17 protein-coding genes are annotated in these 17,055 nt (G+C 68.5%); 9 read left to right on the top strand and 8 right to left on the bottom strand.

The genetic code is table 11. From position 1 onward, the window contains the following. Window positions 1–18 precede the first annotated feature (18 nt). Window positions 19–663 (bottom strand): NAD(P)H-binding protein, encoded by a 645-nt coding sequence (locus H6A07_RS02855; protein WP_204813264.1) that lies wholly within the window; start codon window positions 661–663, stop codon window positions 19–21. A 122-nt stretch (window positions 664–785) separates the two neighbouring features. Between H6A07_RS02855 and H6A07_RS02850 the strand changes: the two genes are divergently transcribed. Beyond that, the gene (locus H6A07_RS02850; protein WP_204813262.1) at window positions 786–1,127 is read left to right on the top strand and encodes a winged helix-turn-helix transcriptional regulator; all 342 of its coding nucleotides are present in this window, start codon (window positions 786–788) and stop codon (window positions 1,125–1,127) included. Here H6A07_RS02850 and H6A07_RS02845 read toward each other — a convergent pair whose 3' ends face one another. The 3 genes from H6A07_RS02845 to H6A07_RS02835 all read right to left on the bottom strand — a co-directional run bounded on the left by H6A07_RS02845 (window position 1,128) and on the right by H6A07_RS02835 (window position 3,180). Continuing rightward, window positions 1,128–2,060 carry a DUF1848 domain-containing protein gene (locus tag H6A07_RS02845; protein WP_204813260.1) on the bottom strand — a complete coding sequence of 311 codons (933 nt, stop codon included), beginning with the start codon at window positions 2,058–2,060 and terminating at the stop codon, window positions 1,128–1,130. An 80-nt stretch (window positions 2,061–2,140) separates the two neighbouring features. Then, window positions 2,141–2,578, bottom strand: a complete 438-nt coding sequence (locus H6A07_RS10300) for an acetyltransferase (protein WP_204813258.1) — start codon at window positions 2,576–2,578, stop codon at window positions 2,141–2,143. Between the two features lie 14 nt (window positions 2,579–2,592). Next, on the bottom strand, window positions 2,593–3,180 hold the full coding sequence (locus H6A07_RS02835) for a tRNA (cytidine(34)-2'-O)-methyltransferase (RefSeq protein ID WP_204813256.1): 588 nt from the start codon (window positions 3,178–3,180) through the stop codon (window positions 2,593–2,595). A gap of 360 nt (window positions 3,181–3,540) precedes the next feature. Between H6A07_RS02835 and H6A07_RS02830 the strand changes: the two genes are divergently transcribed. Both H6A07_RS02830 and H6A07_RS02825 read left to right on the top strand, forming a co-directional pair. Further along, on the top strand, window positions 3,541–3,960 hold the full coding sequence (locus H6A07_RS02830) for a peptide deformylase (RefSeq protein ID WP_204813254.1): 420 nt from the start codon (window positions 3,541–3,543) through the stop codon (window positions 3,958–3,960). A gap of 1 nt (window position 3,961) precedes the next feature. After that, on the top strand, window positions 3,962–6,475 hold the full coding sequence (locus H6A07_RS02825; protein WP_204813245.1) for an excinuclease ABC subunit UvrA: 2,514 nt from the start codon (window positions 3,962–3,964) through the stop codon (window positions 6,473–6,475). A gap of 28 nt (window positions 6,476–6,503) precedes the next feature. On the opposite strand, the gene nth is transcribed toward H6A07_RS02825, so the two are convergent. After that, entirely contained in the window at window positions 6,504–7,166 is a 663-nt protein-coding gene (gene nth, locus H6A07_RS02820) for an endonuclease III (protein ID WP_204813243.1), read from the bottom strand. 150 nt (window positions 7,167–7,316) lie between these two features. Between nth and H6A07_RS02815 the strand changes: the two genes are divergently transcribed. Both H6A07_RS02815 and H6A07_RS02810 read left to right on the top strand, forming a co-directional pair. Further along, complete coding sequence (locus H6A07_RS02815) at window positions 7,317–8,375, top strand: zinc ribbon domain-containing protein (protein WP_204813241.1); 1,059 nt, start codon at window positions 7,317–7,319, stop codon at window positions 8,373–8,375. A 202-nt stretch (window positions 8,376–8,577) separates the two neighbouring features. Beyond that, on the top strand, window positions 8,578–10,092 hold the full coding sequence (locus H6A07_RS02810) for an aminotransferase class I/II-fold pyridoxal phosphate-dependent enzyme (protein ID WP_342636547.1): 1,515 nt from the start codon (window positions 8,578–8,580) through the stop codon (window positions 10,090–10,092). Here the strand turns inward: H6A07_RS02810 and H6A07_RS02805 are convergent. Together H6A07_RS02805 and H6A07_RS02800 are read right to left on the bottom strand one after the other, a co-directional pair. Further along, the gene (locus H6A07_RS02805; protein ID WP_204813239.1) at window positions 10,089–10,454 is read right to left on the bottom strand and encodes a hypothetical protein; all 366 of its coding nucleotides are present in this window, start codon (window positions 10,452–10,454) and stop codon (window positions 10,089–10,091) included. The genes H6A07_RS02810 and H6A07_RS02805 overlap by 4 nt on opposite strands. Continuing rightward, complete coding sequence (locus H6A07_RS02800; protein WP_342636546.1) at window positions 10,447–11,775, bottom strand: Y-family DNA polymerase; 1,329 nt, start codon at window positions 11,773–11,775, stop codon at window positions 10,447–10,449. Before H6A07_RS02800 ends, H6A07_RS02805 begins: the two co-directional genes overlap by 8 nt. An 87-nt stretch (window positions 11,776–11,862) precedes the next feature. Here H6A07_RS02800 and thpR point away from each other — a divergent pair, with 87 nt between their 5' ends. Next, window positions 11,863–12,387: an RNA 2',3'-cyclic phosphodiesterase gene (gene thpR, locus H6A07_RS02795; RefSeq protein WP_204813237.1), complete on the top strand. Its 525-nt coding sequence runs from the start codon at window positions 11,863–11,865 to the stop codon at window positions 12,385–12,387. A gap of 24 nt (window positions 12,388–12,411) precedes the next feature. On the opposite strand, the gene recQ is transcribed toward thpR, so the two are convergent. Beyond that, window positions 12,412–14,334 (bottom strand): DNA helicase RecQ, encoded by a 1,923-nt coding sequence (gene recQ / locus H6A07_RS02790; protein ID WP_204813225.1) that lies wholly within the window; start codon window positions 14,332–14,334, stop codon window positions 12,412–12,414. A gap of 140 nt (window positions 14,335–14,474) precedes the next feature. Between recQ and H6A07_RS02785 the strand changes: the two genes are divergently transcribed. The 3 genes from H6A07_RS02785 (at window position 14,475) to H6A07_RS02775 (ending at window position 17,040) form a co-directional block, all read left to right on the top strand. Beyond that, the gene (locus H6A07_RS02785) at window positions 14,475–15,215 is read left to right on the top strand and encodes a sigma factor (protein ID WP_204813216.1); all 741 of its coding nucleotides are present in this window, start codon (window positions 14,475–14,477) and stop codon (window positions 15,213–15,215) included. Then, window positions 15,212–15,973, top strand: coding sequence for an anti-sigma-I factor RsgI family protein (locus tag H6A07_RS02780; protein ID WP_204813213.1), 762 nt, complete (start codon window positions 15,212–15,214; stop codon window positions 15,971–15,973). Before H6A07_RS02785 ends, H6A07_RS02780 begins: the two co-directional genes overlap by 4 nt. 101 nt (window positions 15,974–16,074) lie before the next feature. Continuing rightward, window positions 16,075–17,040, top strand: coding sequence for a PepSY domain-containing protein (locus H6A07_RS02775; protein WP_204813211.1), 966 nt, complete (start codon window positions 16,075–16,077; stop codon window positions 17,038–17,040). Window positions 17,041–17,055: the final 15 nt, after the last annotated feature.

Raw genomic sequence — 17,055 nt, 5'->3', positions numbered from 1 at the left:
GCCCTTCTCGCCGTGTCGCTACTTGCTCACCACGGAGACGCGCTCGCGCACGTGCTCGCCGCTCTCGACGAGGTCCACGATGGCGATGGCGTAGTCGGCGTAGCTCACCGTGGACGCACCGGCCGCGTTGAGCGTGAGCTCCTCGCCCGCGAGCGTGTAGGCACTGGTGCGTGCGCCGTCTGCCTGGAAGTCTGCGGCGGGGGAGATGTAGGTCCAGCTGACGTCCGTGCGCTCGCGCAGGTTGGCGAGGGCGGCGCCGTGGGCGGCCGAGAGCGGCTTCCAGTCCTCGGGGAAGTCCGGGCCCTGGTCCACGGTGGCGGTGTGCTCGGGGTTCACGAAGAGGCTGCCCGCGCCGCCCACGACGACGAGGCGCGTGGACGTGCCCGCCACGCAGTCGGCCAGGTGGACGGCCACGTTGGTGATCGCCGGGATGGTCTCGGGCGTCCAGCCGCCCGCAGCGTCCACTACAACGTCAAAGCCGGCGAGGTCGGCGGCGGTGAGCGCGAGCGCGTCCTTGACGAGGCTCTTCTCGGCAGCGGTCCTGTTCTCCCCGCGCACGACGGCGGTGACGTCGAGCCCGCGCTCCAGCGCCTCCCTCACGACGAGCTGGCCCACGCGACCGTTGGCGGCGACGACGGCAATCTTGAGGTTCTTCTCGGACATTGCGGTTCCTTTCTCTTGCACTTTCGCTGACACCGGTATGGTCTCCCCATTAGTGCAAAATAGAAAGTAGGCACAATAAAGTACGGTAAGTACCTTCTAGTAACTATTGGCGGTGACCAGCTATGGACGAGAAGAACCTCACGCAGCGAGACTGGCCGGCATGCCCGGTGGAGACCACGCTCTCGCTCATCGGCGACAAGTGGAAGGTCCTCATCCTGCGCGAGCTTTTGGGTGGGACGCGGCGCTTTGGCGAGCTGCAGCGCGGCATCGGGCGCGTCTCGCAGAAGGTGCTCACGGCGCAGCTGCGCGCGATGGAGGCGGACGGTCTCGTCCGTCGCGAGGTCTTTGCCGAGGTGCCGCCGCGCGTGGAATACTCGCTCACGCCGTTGGGCCGGAGCCTCGCACCGGTGATGGACGCCCTGCGCACGTGGGGCGAGGGCTTCAAGGCGCAGCTGAGCGCCTAGCTACAGCAGCGTGGGCTGCAGGCGACGCAGCGGCCTCTGCGCGCCCTGGGTCACGGTGTCCTCGGGGCGCAGGTGCCCCAGGAGCAGCGGCGACTCCGGGTCGTGCCGCGTGCGGTAGTTCTCGAGCGCGCGCTTGGGGTCCTTGTTGGCGTAGCAGTAGCGGCACCCGTTGGGACAGGAGTCGTAGGCGCCGATGTCGCGGCTCTCGATGCAGCTGCAGCCGGCGCGCTGGCCCTTGTGCTTGCGCGGCGCGAACTTGATGCCGTTGGCGGCGCCCAGGATGTCGAGCGTGGTACAGCCGCTCGGGTGGATGCCGTAGGCGCCCCAGTCTCCGTTGGAGCCGCAGGTCTGAAGCCAGATGCCGTGCTCGGCGGCGATGGCGCCCATGCCGCGCGCGAGCCGGTCCATGTCCTCCGGGCCGATGGGCATGAGCTCGGGCATGTTGAACTGCAGCTTCTTGTAGAGCTCCACGAACGAGAAGATGCAGCGGTCCACGTGGCCGGCCAGTTGTCCGCACAGGAGGTCGAACGTCTCCAGGTGGCGCTCCACCGTGTAGGCGGGCGTGAGCAGCACTGGATCGTAGCGCCAGGCGATGCGTCGCGCGCCCACGATCTTCTCGAGGTCGTAGAGGGTCGCCACGGAGTCCTCGACGCTAGGGACGCGCGGCTCGATGTCCGGCCCGTAGGCGGTGATGGTGTAGTGGAAGTACGTGTTGAAGCGGTCCGTGATTTCGCGCAGGCGCGGCAGGATGGGCGCGTAGTTCTTGGAGCAGAAGATCACGACGTCCACCACGTCCGGCGTGAGCTCGTAGCGCGTGACCTTGGTGGGGAAGAGCGGGTTTCTCGCCAGCGCGTAGCCCTTCTCGAAGCGCCTGAGCAGCCAGGGCGTGTACCACTGCACCGTGTCCGTGCGCGCACCGGTGTTGATGATCATGCCGCCTCCCATGAGCGAACAAATGTTCTTATCATAGTAGCGCATGGGGGACGGCGGTTCAACCGTGCGAGAGCCTCTGCCTAGAGGCGCATGTAGAGCAGCGGGTAGGGGCGACCCTCCTCGTCCGTCTCGGTGCGGCGGTACGTCTTGAAGCCCAGGTGCTCGTAGAAGCCCACGGCCTGCGGGTTCTGCTCGTTGACGGTGAGCTCGGTGACGCCGAGGCGCTCGATGCCATGGGTGAGGAGCGTGCGGCCGAGGCCCTGCCCGCGCGCATCCGGGTCGAGGAAGAGCATCTCCAGGCGCCCGTCCTGCACGCCCATGAAGCCCACGGGTACGCCGTCCTTCTCGGCCACCACGAGCGTGCCCACGCCCGCGAGCGCCTGCGGAACGAACGGCTTGATCTGGGCGACCTCCGCCTCGGAGAGGAACGTGTGCGTGGCGCGCACGGAGCGCTCCCACACGTCGATGAGCTGGTCGACGAGCTCGGGCGTGCGCTCGGCGACGGGATGTATCTTCACGTTTTTGTTCGTCGTCACTCCATTCCAGGGAAGTCGGTCTGACGCAGGGCCTCGTAAAGGACCACGGCGGCGGCGTTGGAGAGGTTGAGCGCGCTGATGCGGTAGTCCTCCGGGTTCACGAAGTTCCCGCAGACGTCCTGGGCGAGCAGGGCCGTATGGTCCGAGGCCTCGCCCGACGCACCCCAGCTCGCCGCGTTGTCGAGCGACGTTGCGTCCGGCAGCATGGGGATGCGCTCGCAGCGGTTCGCGTGCGCGGCGAGCAGCTCCTCCGGCAGCCCCACGCTCTCGCAGCCAAAGACGAGGAAGTCGCCGTCTTGGTAGCGCGCCTCGGCATAGGTGCGCCGCGCCTTCTTGGTGAGGAGGTGCAGCCGACGGTCGTCTGCCGTGAGGTCGTTCTTCTCGGCAAATTCGTTCCAGTCTGCGTAGACGGTGACGTCCAGGCTCTCCCAGTACCCGAGGCCGGCACGGCGCAGGCTCCGCTCGTCCAGCGAGAACCCGAGCGGTTTCACGAGGTGCAGGCGCGACCCCGTGACCACGCACGTGCGCCCGATGTTGCCCGTGTTGGCCGGAATCTCCGGCGCCACGAGCACGACGTTGAACATGGCGCACCCCCTCATCTTGAAAATGCCGCCGGGAGTCGGCCGGCGCCGTGCAAAACGGCCTCTCGTGTGACATTCTGCCGGCTTCTGAAGCAAAACGTGCTCTCGTGTGATGCAATTTTTCCTCCTGGAGCGCAAGCGGCTGGGCGGCAGGTGGCCTTTTCCGAAGTTTCCGCAGTTGGCAAAAAGATACGAATATCTATGTCTGCGTTTCGGGCAAGAAACCCATCACACGAAAGGCGGTTTTGCATTCTAACCGAGCAAACTATCACACGAGCGACCGTTTTGCGCGCCGGGGACGTTTCTTCCCGGCTCGCTATACTGTGTGGGTGTGACAAAGGCCGACTTTTGCAAAGGAGCCCCATGATCAAGGAACTGGTTCACGACGAGGCCATCCTCTCCACGCCGTGCGAGCCCGCGACCGCCGAGGACGCCGCCCTCGCGCAGGACCTCGTCGACACCCTCGCGGCCATCGACGACGCCGTCTGCCTTGCCGCCAACCAGATCGGCGTGACCAAGGCCGTCATCGCCTACCAGGACGACGACGGCACCGCCCACGTGATGTACAACCCCAAGGTCCTCGCCGGCTTCGCGCCCGCCAAGGTCGAGGAGAGCTGTCTCACCCACGAGGAGCCGGTCCGCGTGACGCGCTTCGCCAAGATCAAGGTCTCCTTTGATGAGCTCGTGGATGGCCAGCTCAAGGCCCGTCGTCGTGACTATATCGGCTGGACCGCGCAGATGATCCAGCACATGGCCGACCACTGCAAGGGCAAGCTGGTCTAGCATGCCCGCGCGCGGCGGCGCATCGGCGCCCGACCACATCGAGGTGCGCGGTGCCCACGTGCACAACCTGCGGGGGATTGACGTCGACATCCCGCTGAACGAGCTCGTGGGCGTGGCGGGCGTCTCCGGCTCCGGCAAGAGCTCGCTCGCGCTGGGCGTGCTCTACGCCGAGGGCAGCCGGCGCTACCTGGAGTCCCTCTCTACTTACACGCGTCGCCGCATGACGCAGGCGGGCCACGCCGCCGTGGACGACGTCCGCTACGTCCCGGCGGCGCTCGCGCTCCACCAGCGGCCGGCCGTGCCGGGCGTGCGCAGCACGTTCGGCACCATGTCCGAGCTGCTCAACAGCCTGCGCCTGCTCTTCTCGCGCGTGGCGAGCCATCGCTGCCCGCGCTGCGGCGCCTACGCCCCGCCCTCGATGGCGGTGGCCACGGACCAGCCCATCACCTGTTCCGCCTGTGGCGAGAAGTTCTTTGGCCCCAGCGCCGAGGACCTGGCGTTCAACAGCGGCGGAGCCTGTCCCACCTGCGAGGGGACGGGCGTGGTCCGCACGGTCAACGAGGCCTCGCTCGTGCCGGACGAGTCCATCTCCATCGACGAGGGCGCGGTGCTGCCCTGGGGCAGCCTCATGTGGGACCTCATGAAGCAGGTCTGCGGCGCCATGGGTGTGCGCACCGACGTGCCCTTCCGCGAGCTCACGCCCGAGGAGCGCGAGATCGTCTTTCACGGCGCGGCCGAGAAGCGCCACATCCTCTACAAGTCCAAGAAGGGCGACGACTTCGCCGAGCTGGACTTCACCTACTACAACGCGGTCTACACCGTGGAGAACGCGCTCGCCAAGGTCAAGGACGAGAAAGGCCTCAAGCGCGTGAGCCGCTTCCTCACGGAGGGGCCCTGCCCGCACTGCGGCGGCACGCGGCTCTCGGACGCGGCGCGCGCCCCGCGCGTGGCGGGCGTCAGTCTGGCGGACGCCACGGCGATGACGCTCGACGACGCAGTGGCCTGGGTCGCGGCGGTGCCGGCGGGCCTGCCCGCCGAGCTGCGCCCCATGGCCCAGAGCATCTGCGAGTCCTTCCAGCACACGGCGCGGCGCCTGCTTGACCTGGGCCTCGGCTACCTCTCACTCGACCGCGCGGCGGCCACGCTTTCCACGGGCGAGCGCCAGCGCGTGCAGCTGGCCCGCGCGGTCCGCAACCGGACGACCGGCGTGCTCTACGTGCTCGACGAGCCGTCCATTGGCCTGCACCCCGCCAACGTGGACGGGCTGCTCGGCGTCATGCGCGACCTCCTGGCGGACGGCAACTCCGTCGTGATGGTGGACCACGACGCGCGCATCCTCGCCGAGGCGGATTATCTCATCGAGATGGGTCCCGGCGCCGGAGCGGACGGCGGGCGCGTGATCTGCCGGGGCACGGTCGCCGAGGTGGCGGCGAATCCCGCCTCGCGCGTGGGCGGCTTTCTCACGGGCGAGAAGGACGTGGCGGTCCGGCCTCGCGCGGCGGCGGAGGAGATGTTCGACCTGGGCACCATCTCGATGGAGACCGAGGCCCTCCACACGGTGCGGCCGCTCCACGTGGAGGTCCCGCGCGGGCGGCTCGTGGTGGTGACGGGCGTCTCGGGCTCGGGCAAGACCACGCTCGTGCTGGAGACGCTGGTGCCGGCGCTCTCCGCCGCTGCGGCGGGGGAGCCGCTGCCTGCGCACGTGCGCTGGGTGGACGCCGAGGGCGTGCGCCGCGCGAACCTCATCGACGCCACGCCGATCGGCATCAACGTGCGCTCGACCGTGGCCACCTACGCTGGCGTCCACGACGAGCTGCGCCGCGCCTACGCCCGGACCGACGAGGCCCGCGCCGCCGGCTACAAGGCCGGGGACTTCTCGTACAACACCGGGCGGCTGCGCTGCCCCACCTGCGACGGCACGGGCGAGGTCTCGCTCGACGTGCAGTTTCTGCCGGACGTGGACATCCCCTGCCCTGACTGTCGCGGGTCGCGCTACGCCTCGGCGGCAGACAAGGTGCGCCGCCCGCGCAAGGGCGAGTCGGCGGGCACCGGCCTCACGCTGCCGCAGCTCATGGAGCTCTCCGTGGACGAGGCGCTCGACGCCTGCTCCGACCTGCGGCGCGTTGCGACGCGGCTGCAGGTGCTGCATGACCTGGGCCTGGGGTACCTCACGCTCGGCGAGGCCACGCCGGCGCTCTCCGGCGGCGAGGCGCAGCGCCTCAAGCTGGCGAGCGAGATGGGTCGCGCGCAGGACGACGCCGTCTTCGTCTTTGACGAGCCCACGATCGGCCTGCACCCGCTCGACGTGCGGACGCTGCTCGCGGTGTTCCAGCGGCTCGTGGAGGCGGGCGCCACGGTCATCGTGATCGAGCACGACCTGGACGTGATCCGCAACGCGGACTACGTGATCGACATGGGTCCCGGCGGCGGCGAGGCGGGCGGCCGCATCGTCTGCGCCGGCACGCCCGAGCAGGTCGCCGTCTGCCCGGAGAGCGTTACGGGCCGCTACCTGTAAAACGGGACGGGTTCACGCCCCCTTCGTCTCAGCAGCGATGGGCGCTCGGGCAGATGTCCTCGAGGACGCAGCCGTCGCACTTGGGGCCGCGCGCCGTGCAGGTGTCGCGCCCGTGCTTGATCCACTGGTGGTTCACCGGCCCCCAGAGCTCGCGCGGCAGCAGGCGTAGCAGGTCCTGCTCGGTCTTGAGCGGCTCCTTCTCGTGCGTCTTGGGCGAGAGCGCCAGCCGGTGCGCGATGCGGTTGACGTGCGTGTCCACCGCGATGCCCTCCACGATGCCAAACCCCACGTTCATCACGATGTTGGCCGTCTTGCGCCCCACGCCGGGAAGGCGCGTCAGCTCCTCCATCGTGTGCGGGACCTCTCCGCCGAACTCGCTCACGATCATTTGCGCGCACTCCACGCAGTGCCGTGCCTTGGACTTGTAGAACCCCAGGCTGTGGATGTACTCGGCGACCTCCTCGGGCGAGGCGGCGGCCATGGCCTCCGGTGTGGGAAAGCGCTCGAAGAGCGCGGGCGTAACCTTGTTGACCTGCGCGTCCGTGGTCTGCGCGGAGAGCAGCACGGAAATGGTCAGCCTAAACGGGTTCGCGTGGTCGAGAAAGCACTCGACCGGACCGTACTTCTCGTCCAGGCGGCGGCACACTTCGACCGCACGCTCGACCTTTGCCTGCTTGGTCTCTCGGGGCATGTGTCCTCCCTGCTCGCGTCCTCTCGTCGATGATAGGCCGACCGGTCGGGGGAGAAAAGCGTCGCCCCCTCACAGCGAGCTCGGGGCGTGTGGTACTGTTTTGCTGCTGCCGCGCAGGTCGCGGCGAGAAGAACGACGGAAGGAGGGGCGATGTTCTGCATGAAGTGCGGCGCCCAAAACGAAGATGGTGCCAAGTTCTGTACCGTGTGCGGCGCGCCGCTGGGCGGCGCCCAGACCGCTGCCCCGCAGCCCGAGCCGCCCGTTGAGGCGCCCGCTCCCGCTCCCGAGGAGCCGGCTTTCGAGACGCCGCCCCAGAACTGGCCCGACTACTCCGAGCAGGGTCCGGTCCAGGAGGGCGGCGCGCCCAAGAAGGGTCTGGGCACCGGCGCCATCGTGGCGATCGTGGTCGGCGCCGTCGTGGTCGTTGCCCTGGTTGTCGTCGCGGCGCTCTTCATGACGGGCACGCTCTCGCTCGGCGGCGCTGCGGCGGAGCAGCCTGCGGCGGAGCAGCCTGCGGCGGAGGAGCCCGCCGGTGACGGCGAGGACGGAGAGATCGAGGGCTTCGGTGACGGCGTCGGCGGCGCGGGCGACTCCGCCGAGGTCGTCGACGTCAGCGGCACCGCGTTCGACCGGGCGACCTACAGCGGCACGCCGGCGGAGATCGACGACGCCCTCGAGGCGGCCGGCCTCTCGCTCGACGGCACCTCCGCCTATCATTACGACGGCAGCTCCGACTCGCTGTATCTGGACTACAAGGGCACGGTGGGTGGCCCGTTCCCCGTTGCGGACGCGGGCGGCGAGGTGTCCGTCACGCTCAACCTTGACGCCGAGGAGTTCGACTTCCCGTGGGACGAGGACGACTCCGCCTACGACTTTGACGTCAACCCCGCTGAGCTTCCCGAGGACACCACGCTGTACTCGGCGAACATCAGCTTCGACGCCGATCTCGACCCCGAGGAGTTCGTCTCGACGGTCGTTGCGCTGCGCGACTCCCTGGGCTTCTCGGGTGACGTCAGCATGCTGAGCGTCACCTCGTCCGACCTGGCCGACGAGGCCACCGATGCCCTGGGAATCGGCGACGACGTCTCCATCAACATCCACGGCGACGCGTCGTACGACTGCATCACGGTCTACTTTGAGGACGGCACCCTTGACATCACCCGCTGGAGCTCGGGTGACACCACGGTCACGATAGGGTACAGCGCGTAGCCAGCGGCGCAACACGCACGGTTCCGGCGGCGGGCGATCGTTCGAGAGGACGGCACCCGCCGCCTTTGGTGTGAAGAAGCCGAGAAGCGCGAAGCGTCCCGACTCGGTGACAGAGTTCAATTCTGTTTTGTGATAGAGTGACCAAAGTTGAACTTCTGAGAACAGAGTTCAATTTAACGAGAATTGAACCTTGGGAGGTGCGATGACGCGCGAGGGGTTCGCGGAGCGGCTCGGGCAGGCGATGGCCGAGCGGGGCCTCAGGCAGGCCGACCTCGTCCACGCCGCCGCCGCACAGGGCGAGAAGCTCGGAAAGAGCCAGGTCAGCCAGTACGTGAGCGGCAAGGTCGTCCCGCGCGCGAACGTCGTGCGCCTGCTCGCCGCCCTTCTCGACGTGGACGCTTCCTGGCTTGCCACGGGCGTGCCGGCGACGCGAGCCGCCGCGCGGCCTGAGACCGCGACCCAGCCCGCACCGCCCGCAGCCCACCAAAGGAGCACCACCATGCGCGAGTTCAAGAAGTCCACCAAGCTCGACAACGTTCTCTACGACGTTCGCGGCCCCGTCGCCGACGAGGCGGCCCGCATGGAGGACGAGGGCGTCCGCATCCTCAAGCTCAACATCGGCAACCCCGCGCCGTTCGGCTTCCGCACGCCGGACGAGGTCGTCTACGACATGCGCCAGCAGCTGCCCGACTGCGAGGGCTACTCGGACAGCCGCGGCCTCTTCTCCGCCCGCAAGGCCATCATGCAGTACGCGCAGCTCAAGCACCTGCCCAACGTGAGCATGGACGGCATCTACACCGGCAACGGCGTCTCCGAGCTCATCCAGCTCTGCATGAACGTCCTGCTCAACACCGGTGACGAGATCCTCATCCCGAGCCCGGACTACCCGCTCTGGACCGCGTGCGCCACGCTCGCCGGCGGCACGCCCGTCCACTACCTCTGCGACGAGCAGGCCGAGTGGACGCCCGACCTCGCCGACATGGAGGCCAAGGTCACGAGCAACACCAAGGCGATCGTCATCATCAACCCCAACAACCCCACGGGTGCCGTCTATCCGCGCGAGGTGCTCGAGCAGATTGTCGAGATCGCGCGCCGCCACCAGCTGATGATCTTCTCGGACGAGATCTACGACCGCCTGTGCATGGACGGCTACGAGCACGTCTCCATCGCCTCGCTGGCGCCCGACCTGCCGTGCGTCACGTTCTCCGGCCTCTCCAAGTCCCACATGGTGGCGGGCTATCGCATCGGCTGGATGGTCCTCTCGGGCAACAAGCGCTGCATGCGCGACTTCATCTACGGCATCAACATGCTCTCCAACATGCGCCTGTGCTCCAACGTGCCCGCGCAGTCCATCGTGCAGACGGCGCTCGGCGGCTACCAGAGCGTGGAGCGCTACGTGGAGCCGGGCGGGCGCATTTACGAGCAGCGCAACTTCGTCTACGAGGCGCTGAACGACATCGACGGCATCTCGGCCGTGAAGCCCAAGGCCGCGTTCTACATCTTCCCCAAGATTGACGTGAAGAAGTTCAACATCACCGATGACGAGCAGTTCGCGCTTGACCTGCTGCACGAGAAGCACATCCTCATCACGCGCGGCGGCGGCTTCAACTGGCCGGAGCCGGACCACTTCCGCATCGTCTACCTGCCGCGCATGGGCGTCCTGCGCGAGGCCATGACCGACCTCGCCGACTTCTTTGCCCACTACCGTCAGGGCTAGGGCCGGCCGGTTTCAAAGGTTGGCTGGGGCGGCCCGCCCGGGCGCACGCTCCAGACGTCGTCGAAGCGGATGCGCGTGCGCACGACCGTGAGCTCGCGGGCCGCAGGGTCGACGCGGGTCACGATGCCCTCGGTCGTGACATAGGCGTCGCGCTCGTAGTGGGTCACGCGGACGAGCCGGCCCTTGCGCACGGCGGCGAGCTCGGACGAGATGCGCCCCGCCTCCTCCTCGGAGGGCTCGCGGCGCGGCTCGCTTACCCGCTCGCACTCACGGACGAGGTCGTAATAGCCGCTCAGCGCCGCGAACGGCATGAACTGCGCCGCGCGGTCGGCGTGGCGGCGCGGCTCGGGCTCCCTACTCATGGTGGCCTCCCACCTGCTGGTTGCGCTCCCGCCCGGTCGCGGCGGGCCGGTAGCTGGTTCCGCGCAGCAGCGCGTTCTTGCCAAAGCGACGCTTCACGGCCAGTGTGGCGCGCGCGAGGCTCTTCTCGGCCGTGTCCGCCGCAGGGTCCGAGAAGAGCGTGAGCTCCGCGTACTCCTCCGGCACGAGCGCCCCCATCGCGATGTTCACGCGCCGCGCCGGGCGGTTCTTGTCCGCGATCTGGGCGTGGAGGACGAGAAAGGCCTCGATCAGCGCCTCGCGCGACGAGGTGGCCTCGGCGAGCTTGCGCGACGCGTTGGCGCCCTCGCCGCGCCGGCCCACCACGCGCGTCCCGTGCTCGCCCGTGAAGGTCTCCGCAGGCGCGTCCTTATCGCCCGCCGCGCCCCGCTCGCGCGCGTAGCCCACGAAGAGCGAGATGTGCCCGCAGACCAGGCCCTTGTCCACGAGGTCGAGCACGAGGGCGTCCACCATCTCGCGCAGGACCACGCGCGTCTCCTCGAAGGTGTAGTCGCGCATGAGGACCTGGCCCGAGCCCACGGAGTGCGCGCGCGGCCGGTAGGCGTGGATCTGGGCCATCGTGCAGGGCTCGATGCCCCACGCGTGGTCGATGAGCAGCTCCGCGTTGACGCCGAACTCGTCGTAGAGGGCCCGCTCGGGCAGCAGCGCCACGCCGCCCATGTCGTGCGCGCCCATCGCCGCGAGCCGCCGCGCGATGCCCGGGCCAATGCCCCAGATGTCCGTGATCGGACGATGTGGCCAGATCAGGCACTTGTAGCGCTCCTCGTCCAGCTCGCCGATGTTGTTCGCCGCGTGCTTGGCCGTGACGTCCAGCGCGACCTTGGCGAGGAACAGGTTGGTGCCGACGCCCGCCGTGGCGCAGATGCCCGTCTCGCGCCGCACCATCGCAACGAGGCGCTCCGCCAGCTCGCGCGGCGTGGCCCCGTAGAGCGCGAGGTAGGGCGCCACGTCTATGAAGACCTCGTCCACGGAGTAGACGTGGATGTCCTCGGGCGAGAAGTACCGCAGGTAGAGACTGTAGATGTCCGCGGAGACCTCCATGTAGCGCCGCATGCGCGGCCGGGCCATCTCGTACGTGATGCCCTCCGGGATTTCGAACACGCGGCAGCGGTTGCGCACCCCGAGCGCCTTCATGGCCGGCGAGATGGCGAGGCAGATGGTCGTGCGGCCACGGTCCGGGTCCGCCACGACGAGCCGATGCTCGAACGGGTCCTCTCCCCGGTCCACGCACTCCACCGAGGCGTAGAAGCACTTGAGGTCTATGCAGAGATACGCGCGATCCACGATGCCCCTCACAAACGTCTGTTCTGTGATGGGACCATGATAGCCGAGGGGCCGGACAGATGTTCGGTCAAACAGGGAGGAGGGGTCATGCGGGCGTTCGTCGCGCTGGAGCTGCCGGAGGCGTTCGCGGACGAGGTTGCCGCGCTGTCACGACGGCTGGCGGCCGCGTGCCCGGGGCGCTTTGTGGCCGAGGGGAGCCACCATCTCACGCTGGCATTTCTCGGTGAACTGGACGAGACGGGCGTCCGTGGCGCGATGGACGCGCTGGACGCGGCGTGCGCCGGCGCGGGCCCGGTCGGGCTGCGCGCCACGGGGCTGGGCACGTTTGGCCGGGGTCGCGATGCCACGCTCTGGCTGGGGGTCGAGAAGACCGACGAGCTCGCGGCCCTGGCGGGACGTCTGCGCGGGGAGCTCGCCGCGCGCGGCCTCGCCTCTGACGAGAAGGACTTCCTGCCGCACGTGACGCTCGCGCGGCGGGCCCGCGTGCCGCGCGGCGCCCTGGGCGAGCTCGCCTTCCCGCTGCCGGACGAGGCCCGGCGCGTCACGCTCTTCCGCAGCATCCTCGGGCCCGACGGAGCGCGCTACAAGCCGCTCTACACCGTGGCGCTGTGAGACAAATGAACCCGTCCCTTTGGCTCACCGGGCGATCTCGGCGAGAAACGCGTCGGCGTAGCGCTCGGCCTTCTTGGCGCCCACGCCGGAGACGCCGAGCAGCTCATCGACGGTCCTCGGCCGCTTGGCGCACATGTCCACCAGCGTGGCGTTGGAGAAGATGAAGTATGCCGGCACGCCCTGCTCGCGCGCGAGCTCGCCACGCAGGGCCGCGAGGCGCGCGTAGAGCTCCTGCCCGGCGGCGTCCAGCTCGCTGACGTCGGTCGCCGAGCGCGACTTTGCCGGCGCCGCCGGCACGCGCGGGGCCTTGGGCTTGCCCCGGGCGACCTTGAGCACGAACGGGCCGTCCCAAGGAGCCTCGCGCCGCAGGAACGCGCCAGAGGTCGCCGTGAGCGCGATCACCGGGTAGTCCCCGCCCGTGCGCGCGAGCACGCCGCGAAAGACCAGCTCGTCCAGGACAGCCCGCACGTGCGCGGCGCTCGCGTCCGCCATGATGCCGTAGGTGGAGAGCGTGTCAAAGCCGCGCTGCCGCACCTTCTCGCCGCGCGATCCGCGCAGCACGTCCACGACCATGCTGGCCCCGGCGCTCCGCCCGCGCTGGGCGATCCGTGCCACGCAGCTCACCACCTTGAGCGCGTCCTCGGTTGCGTCCGTCTCCTCAAAGTCCGCGAGGCAGTTGCCGCAGGCACCGCAGTACGCGGGCGCCTCCTCGCCAAAGTAGCGCAGGATGTGGGCGCGCAGGCACTCGGTGGTGGTGGCGTAGAAGACCATCTGGCGCAGCCGCTCGGCGTCGCGCTCGGCCAGGGTCGCGCGCTCCTCCTCCGTGAGGTCCTCGCGCGGCTCGCTCCGGGAGAGCAGGAACTCGGCCGTGTGCACGTCGCCGGGGGAGTAGAGCAGCAGGCACTCGGCGCGCGTGCCGTCGCGGCCGGCGCGCCCCGCCTCCTGGTAGTAGTTCTCCAGGCTGAGCGGCAGGTTGTAGTGGACCACGTAGCTCACGTTGGATTTGTCGATCCCCATGCCAAAGGCGTTGGTCGCCACCATCACGCGGGCGCGGTCGTAGAGAAATTCGTCCTGGTTGCGCTCGCGCTCGGCTGCGGGCAGGCCCGCGTGGTAGCGCGTGGCGGCCAGCCCCTCGTCGCGCAGCGCCTCGCAGACCTCCTCCACCGCGCGCCGGCTCGAGCAGTAGACGATGCCGGAGCGCTCGGCGCGCTCACGGCAGAAGGCCACGAGCGCACGGTCCTTCTCGGCACGCCCGCGCGGGCGCTCCACGGCAAAGAAGAGGTTGGGGCGGTCAAAGCTGGCCAGGACCTCGAGCGGGTCCCGCAGCGCCAGCGCCTCGCGGATGTCCCTGCGCACGGCACGGGTGGCGGTGGCCGTGAGCGCCATCACCGGCGGCCGCGCGGGAAGGGCCTCCAGGAAGTCAACGATTCGCTGGTAGCTGGGTCTGAAGTCGTTGCCCCACTGCGAGATGCAGTGTGCCTCGTCCACGGCGAGCAGGCTCACGCCGCGCGCGGTCACCGTCTCCACGAAGGCCGGGTCGTCGAGGCGCTCGGGCGCCACGTAGAGCAGGCGCAGCGCGCCGGAGGCGACGCCGTGGAGCACGCTCGCCCGCTCGCCGGCCGAGAGCGTGGAGTTGAGGTAGCTCGCGGCCACGCCCATCTGGCGCAGTGCCCCCACCTGGTCGGCCATGAGCGAGATGAGCGGGGAGACCACGATCGTGAGGCCGTCGAGCGCAAGCGCCGGCACCTGGTAGCAGATCGACTTGCCCGCCGAGGTGGGCATGACGGCCAGCACGTCGCGCCCGGCGAGCGCGGCGTCCACGATCTCTGCCTGGTGCGGGCGGAACTCCTGGTAGCCAAAGGTCTGGCGCAGTATGTCGAGCGGCGTGGGCACGCGCACCCCCTCGGGCGGACGGTTCTTCTCGTCCTTCCATTGTGCGCCTTTCACGGGACGGCACGCCTCTCGCCGTTTCTTACGCGTGGCTTACATTCCGGCCGTTGCCGGTCGGTAACCTGAGTTGCTCAGGCAATCATCGCCGCGACCCCGAAATCGGGGCACGTCGCGCGCATTCTTTCACAGGGGGCACGATGAGACGAGACGGGGATCTGGTGACTCGGGTCCTTGCCGCAAAGCGGGATCCTCGCCACGCAGACGACCTCGTACGCGACTACCTCCCGTTCATCAGGTCGGAGACCGCAAAGTTCATGGGGCGGTCGCCGCAGCAGGGGAGAGACGACGAGCTGGGGATCGCCATGTTCGCATTCCACGAGGCAGTGCTCTCATATGATCGGGTGCGGGGCGCGTTTCTGCCGTTTGCGGCGATGAACGTGCGCAATCGTCTCGTGGACTTTGCGCGCAGGGAGCGCCGCCACGCCGACGTGCTTTCCCTCGACGAGGGGCGCCCCGACGGCGACGAGGGGGACGGACGTCCGCTCGTGGAGACCATCGCCTCCGAGCGGGACGAGATCGGCGAGCGCCAGACGCGCGAGGCCTCTCGTCGCGAGATTGCCCAGTTTGGCGCGGAGCTCGAGTCCTTTGGCCTGACCTTTCTCGACGTGTCCGAGAACTGCCCCAAGCAGCAGCGCACGTTCGAGGCGTGCCGGCGCGTGCTCGACTGCGCGCGCAGGAACCCCGAGCTGCTCGACCGCCTGCTGCGGACGAAGAAGCTGCCGATGGCGGAGCTCTCTCGCAGCTCGGGGGTGGAGCGGAAGACGATCGAGCGGCATCGCCGCTATCTCGTGGCCGTTCTGCTCGCCTTCACGAACGGGTTCGAGATCATTCGCGGTCACCTGCGAAAGATCGTTCCGACAGGGGGTGACGGGCGATGAGCTATCTCGTCATGGAGTGCCGCCCGGCCTATGCCGTGGTCCTGGACGAGCAGGGGAGGTTTGCCCGTGTGCCCAACCTCGGCTACGAGGTGGGGCAGAGGCTCGACGACGTGGTGATGCTCGAGGCCGAGGTGCTTTCGTTCGAGCAGGCGAGGCCGAGAAGGGCGCGGCGCGGGCTCGTTGCGGCGCTCGCGGCCGCTGCGTGCCTGTGCGCGCTCGTCATCGGTGGCTTTGCGGTGTGGCAGACGCCCATCGGCACGGTTCACATGAGCATCAATCCCGAGGTGGGCATCGACGTCAACCACTTCGATCGAGTCGTTGGAATCGAGGGAGAGAACGAGGATGGCGAGAAGCTCATCGAGGGCTTCTCGTACTACGGGCGCCCGATTGACGAGGTCTCTGATGACCTTGCGCTGCGGGCCAAGGATCAGGGCTGCCTCGTGCCGGGCGGGACGATCAAGATCAGCGTCGAGTCCGATGACGAGGAGTGGCGCGTCGCGACGGAGGACCGCCTCATCGTCGAGCTTGAGGTGCATCTGGAGCAGCCGGTGGCCCCCGAGCCTGAGGTTGTCGAGGCGGACCCCGTTGAGGAGCCTCCGGAGCAGGTCGCGCCGGAGGCGGAGGCTCCGGAGGCGCCCGCCCCCGCGCCCGTACAACCCGCTCCCAGCTATGACGACGACTGGGATGACGATGACGACGGGGACGATGACGACTGGGATGACGATGATGACGACGGGGACGATGACGACGATGACTAGTCGGGAGAAAAAAGTTATTGGGCGACCCCGGTTTTGAGACGGTCTCTCCGCACCCTCTCACCGTACGGCAAGAAAAGGGCTCAACCACCAAGGAGGACACCATGAAGACCACGAGCCTGAAGATGAGGGGCATCATCGCGACCGCGGCCGTCGGCGCCGCCCTTGTGGCAACCCTGGGAGGGTGCGGGGCCGCCCCGGAGGCGACCCAGGCCACTTCGACGGGGGCGCCTGCGGAGACGGCGTCGACGAGGGCGGCGGGCGTTCTGCTCCTGAGCGTCAACCCCGAGATCGAGATCGAGTATGACGAGAAGGGCCTCGTGACCGAGGTCGAGGGCGTCAACGACGAGGGCAAGGGCATCGCGGACGGCTACAGCGGGTTTGAGGGCCGGGAGTGCCGCGAGGTCGTGTCCGAGCTCGTGACCGAGATCTACGAGTCCGGACACTTCAACCAGACGATCGATGGCCACGACCGCAACGTCGTCGTCAAGCTCGAGCAGGGGTCGGAGTATCCCGGAGACGACTTCCTCGCGGGGATCGAGAGCGACGTTCGCTCGACCGTTGGCGGCTTTGGCCTGCAGTCCGACGCGCTTGCCGTTGCCCCGGAGCAGCTCGATGAGCGCGGCTACATTGGAATCGATGCCGCCAAGGACATCGTGCTCGCTCAGCTCGGCCTGAGCGAGGCGTCGTTCAACGACCATGAGTACGAGCTTGATGACGGTGTCTACGAGCTTGAGTTCACCTCGGGTGGCGTTGAGTACGAGTACGAGGTCGACGCGAGGACCGGTAAGGTTCTCGAGGCCGACGTCGACGGGAACGACGACTGGGCCGGACGCGACTCCTGGGACGACTGGCACGATGACCGCTATGACCGTGACGACGACTGGGATGACGATCGCGACGATGCCCAGGACGACTGGGATGACGATCGCGACGATGCCCAGGACGATTGGGATGACGATCGCGACGACTGGGACGACCAGGACGATCGCGACGACTGGGACGATGACGACGACCGCGATGACGACCACGACGACTGGGACGATGATGACGACCGCGATGACGACTAACTGACGGCGCACGCG

It is taken from the genome of Olsenella uli (assembly GCF_016899935.1).
Taxonomy (GTDB): domain Bacteria; phylum Actinomycetota; class Coriobacteriia; order Coriobacteriales; family Atopobiaceae; genus Thermophilibacter; species Thermophilibacter uli_B.
The sequence above is the reverse complement of the archived record's forward strand: the minus strand, read 5'-3'. Positions and strand labels throughout refer to the sequence as shown.

What these genes read in the sequence shown, in the direction of transcription:
- H6A07_RS02855 (WP_204813264.1), bottom strand. Translation starts at nt 663, where the DNA reads ATGTCCGAGAAGAACCTCAAGATTGCCGTCGTCGCCGCCAACGGTCGC.
- H6A07_RS02850 (WP_204813262.1), top strand. Translation starts at nt 786, where the DNA reads ATGGACGAGAAGAACCTCACGCAGCGAGACTGGCCGGCATGCCCGGTG.
- H6A07_RS02845 (WP_204813260.1), bottom strand. Translation starts at nt 2,060, where the DNA reads ATGATCATCAACACCGGTGCGCGCACGGACACGGTGCAGTGGTACACG.
- H6A07_RS02835 (WP_204813256.1), bottom strand. Translation starts at nt 3,180, where the DNA reads ATGTTCAACGTCGTGCTCGTGGCGCCGGAGATTCCGGCCAACACGGGC.
- H6A07_RS02830 (WP_204813254.1), top strand. Translation starts at nt 3,541, where the DNA reads ATGATCAAGGAACTGGTTCACGACGAGGCCATCCTCTCCACGCCGTGC.
- H6A07_RS02825 (WP_204813245.1), top strand. Translation starts at nt 3,962, where the DNA reads ATGCCCGCGCGCGGCGGCGCATCGGCGCCCGACCACATCGAGGTGCGC.
- nth (WP_204813243.1), bottom strand. Translation starts at nt 7,166, where the DNA reads ATGCCCCGAGAGACCAAGCAGGCAAAGGTCGAGCGTGCGGTCGAAGTG.
- H6A07_RS02815 (WP_204813241.1), top strand. Translation starts at nt 7,317, where the DNA reads ATGTTCTGCATGAAGTGCGGCGCCCAAAACGAAGATGGTGCCAAGTTC.
- H6A07_RS02810 (WP_342636547.1), top strand. Translation starts at nt 8,578, where the DNA reads ATGACGCGCGAGGGGTTCGCGGAGCGGCTCGGGCAGGCGATGGCCGAG.
- H6A07_RS02805 (WP_204813239.1), bottom strand. Translation starts at nt 10,454, where the DNA reads ATGAGTAGGGAGCCCGAGCCGCGCCGCCACGCCGACCGCGCGGCGCAG.
- thpR (WP_204813237.1), top strand. Translation starts at nt 11,863, where the DNA reads ATGCGGGCGTTCGTCGCGCTGGAGCTGCCGGAGGCGTTCGCGGACGAG.
- H6A07_RS02785 (WP_204813216.1), top strand. Translation starts at nt 14,475, where the DNA reads ATGAGACGAGACGGGGATCTGGTGACTCGGGTCCTTGCCGCAAAGCGG.
- H6A07_RS02780 (WP_204813213.1), top strand. Translation starts at nt 15,212, where the DNA reads ATGAGCTATCTCGTCATGGAGTGCCGCCCGGCCTATGCCGTGGTCCTG.
- H6A07_RS02775 (WP_204813211.1), top strand. Translation starts at nt 16,075, where the DNA reads ATGAAGACCACGAGCCTGAAGATGAGGGGCATCATCGCGACCGCGGCC.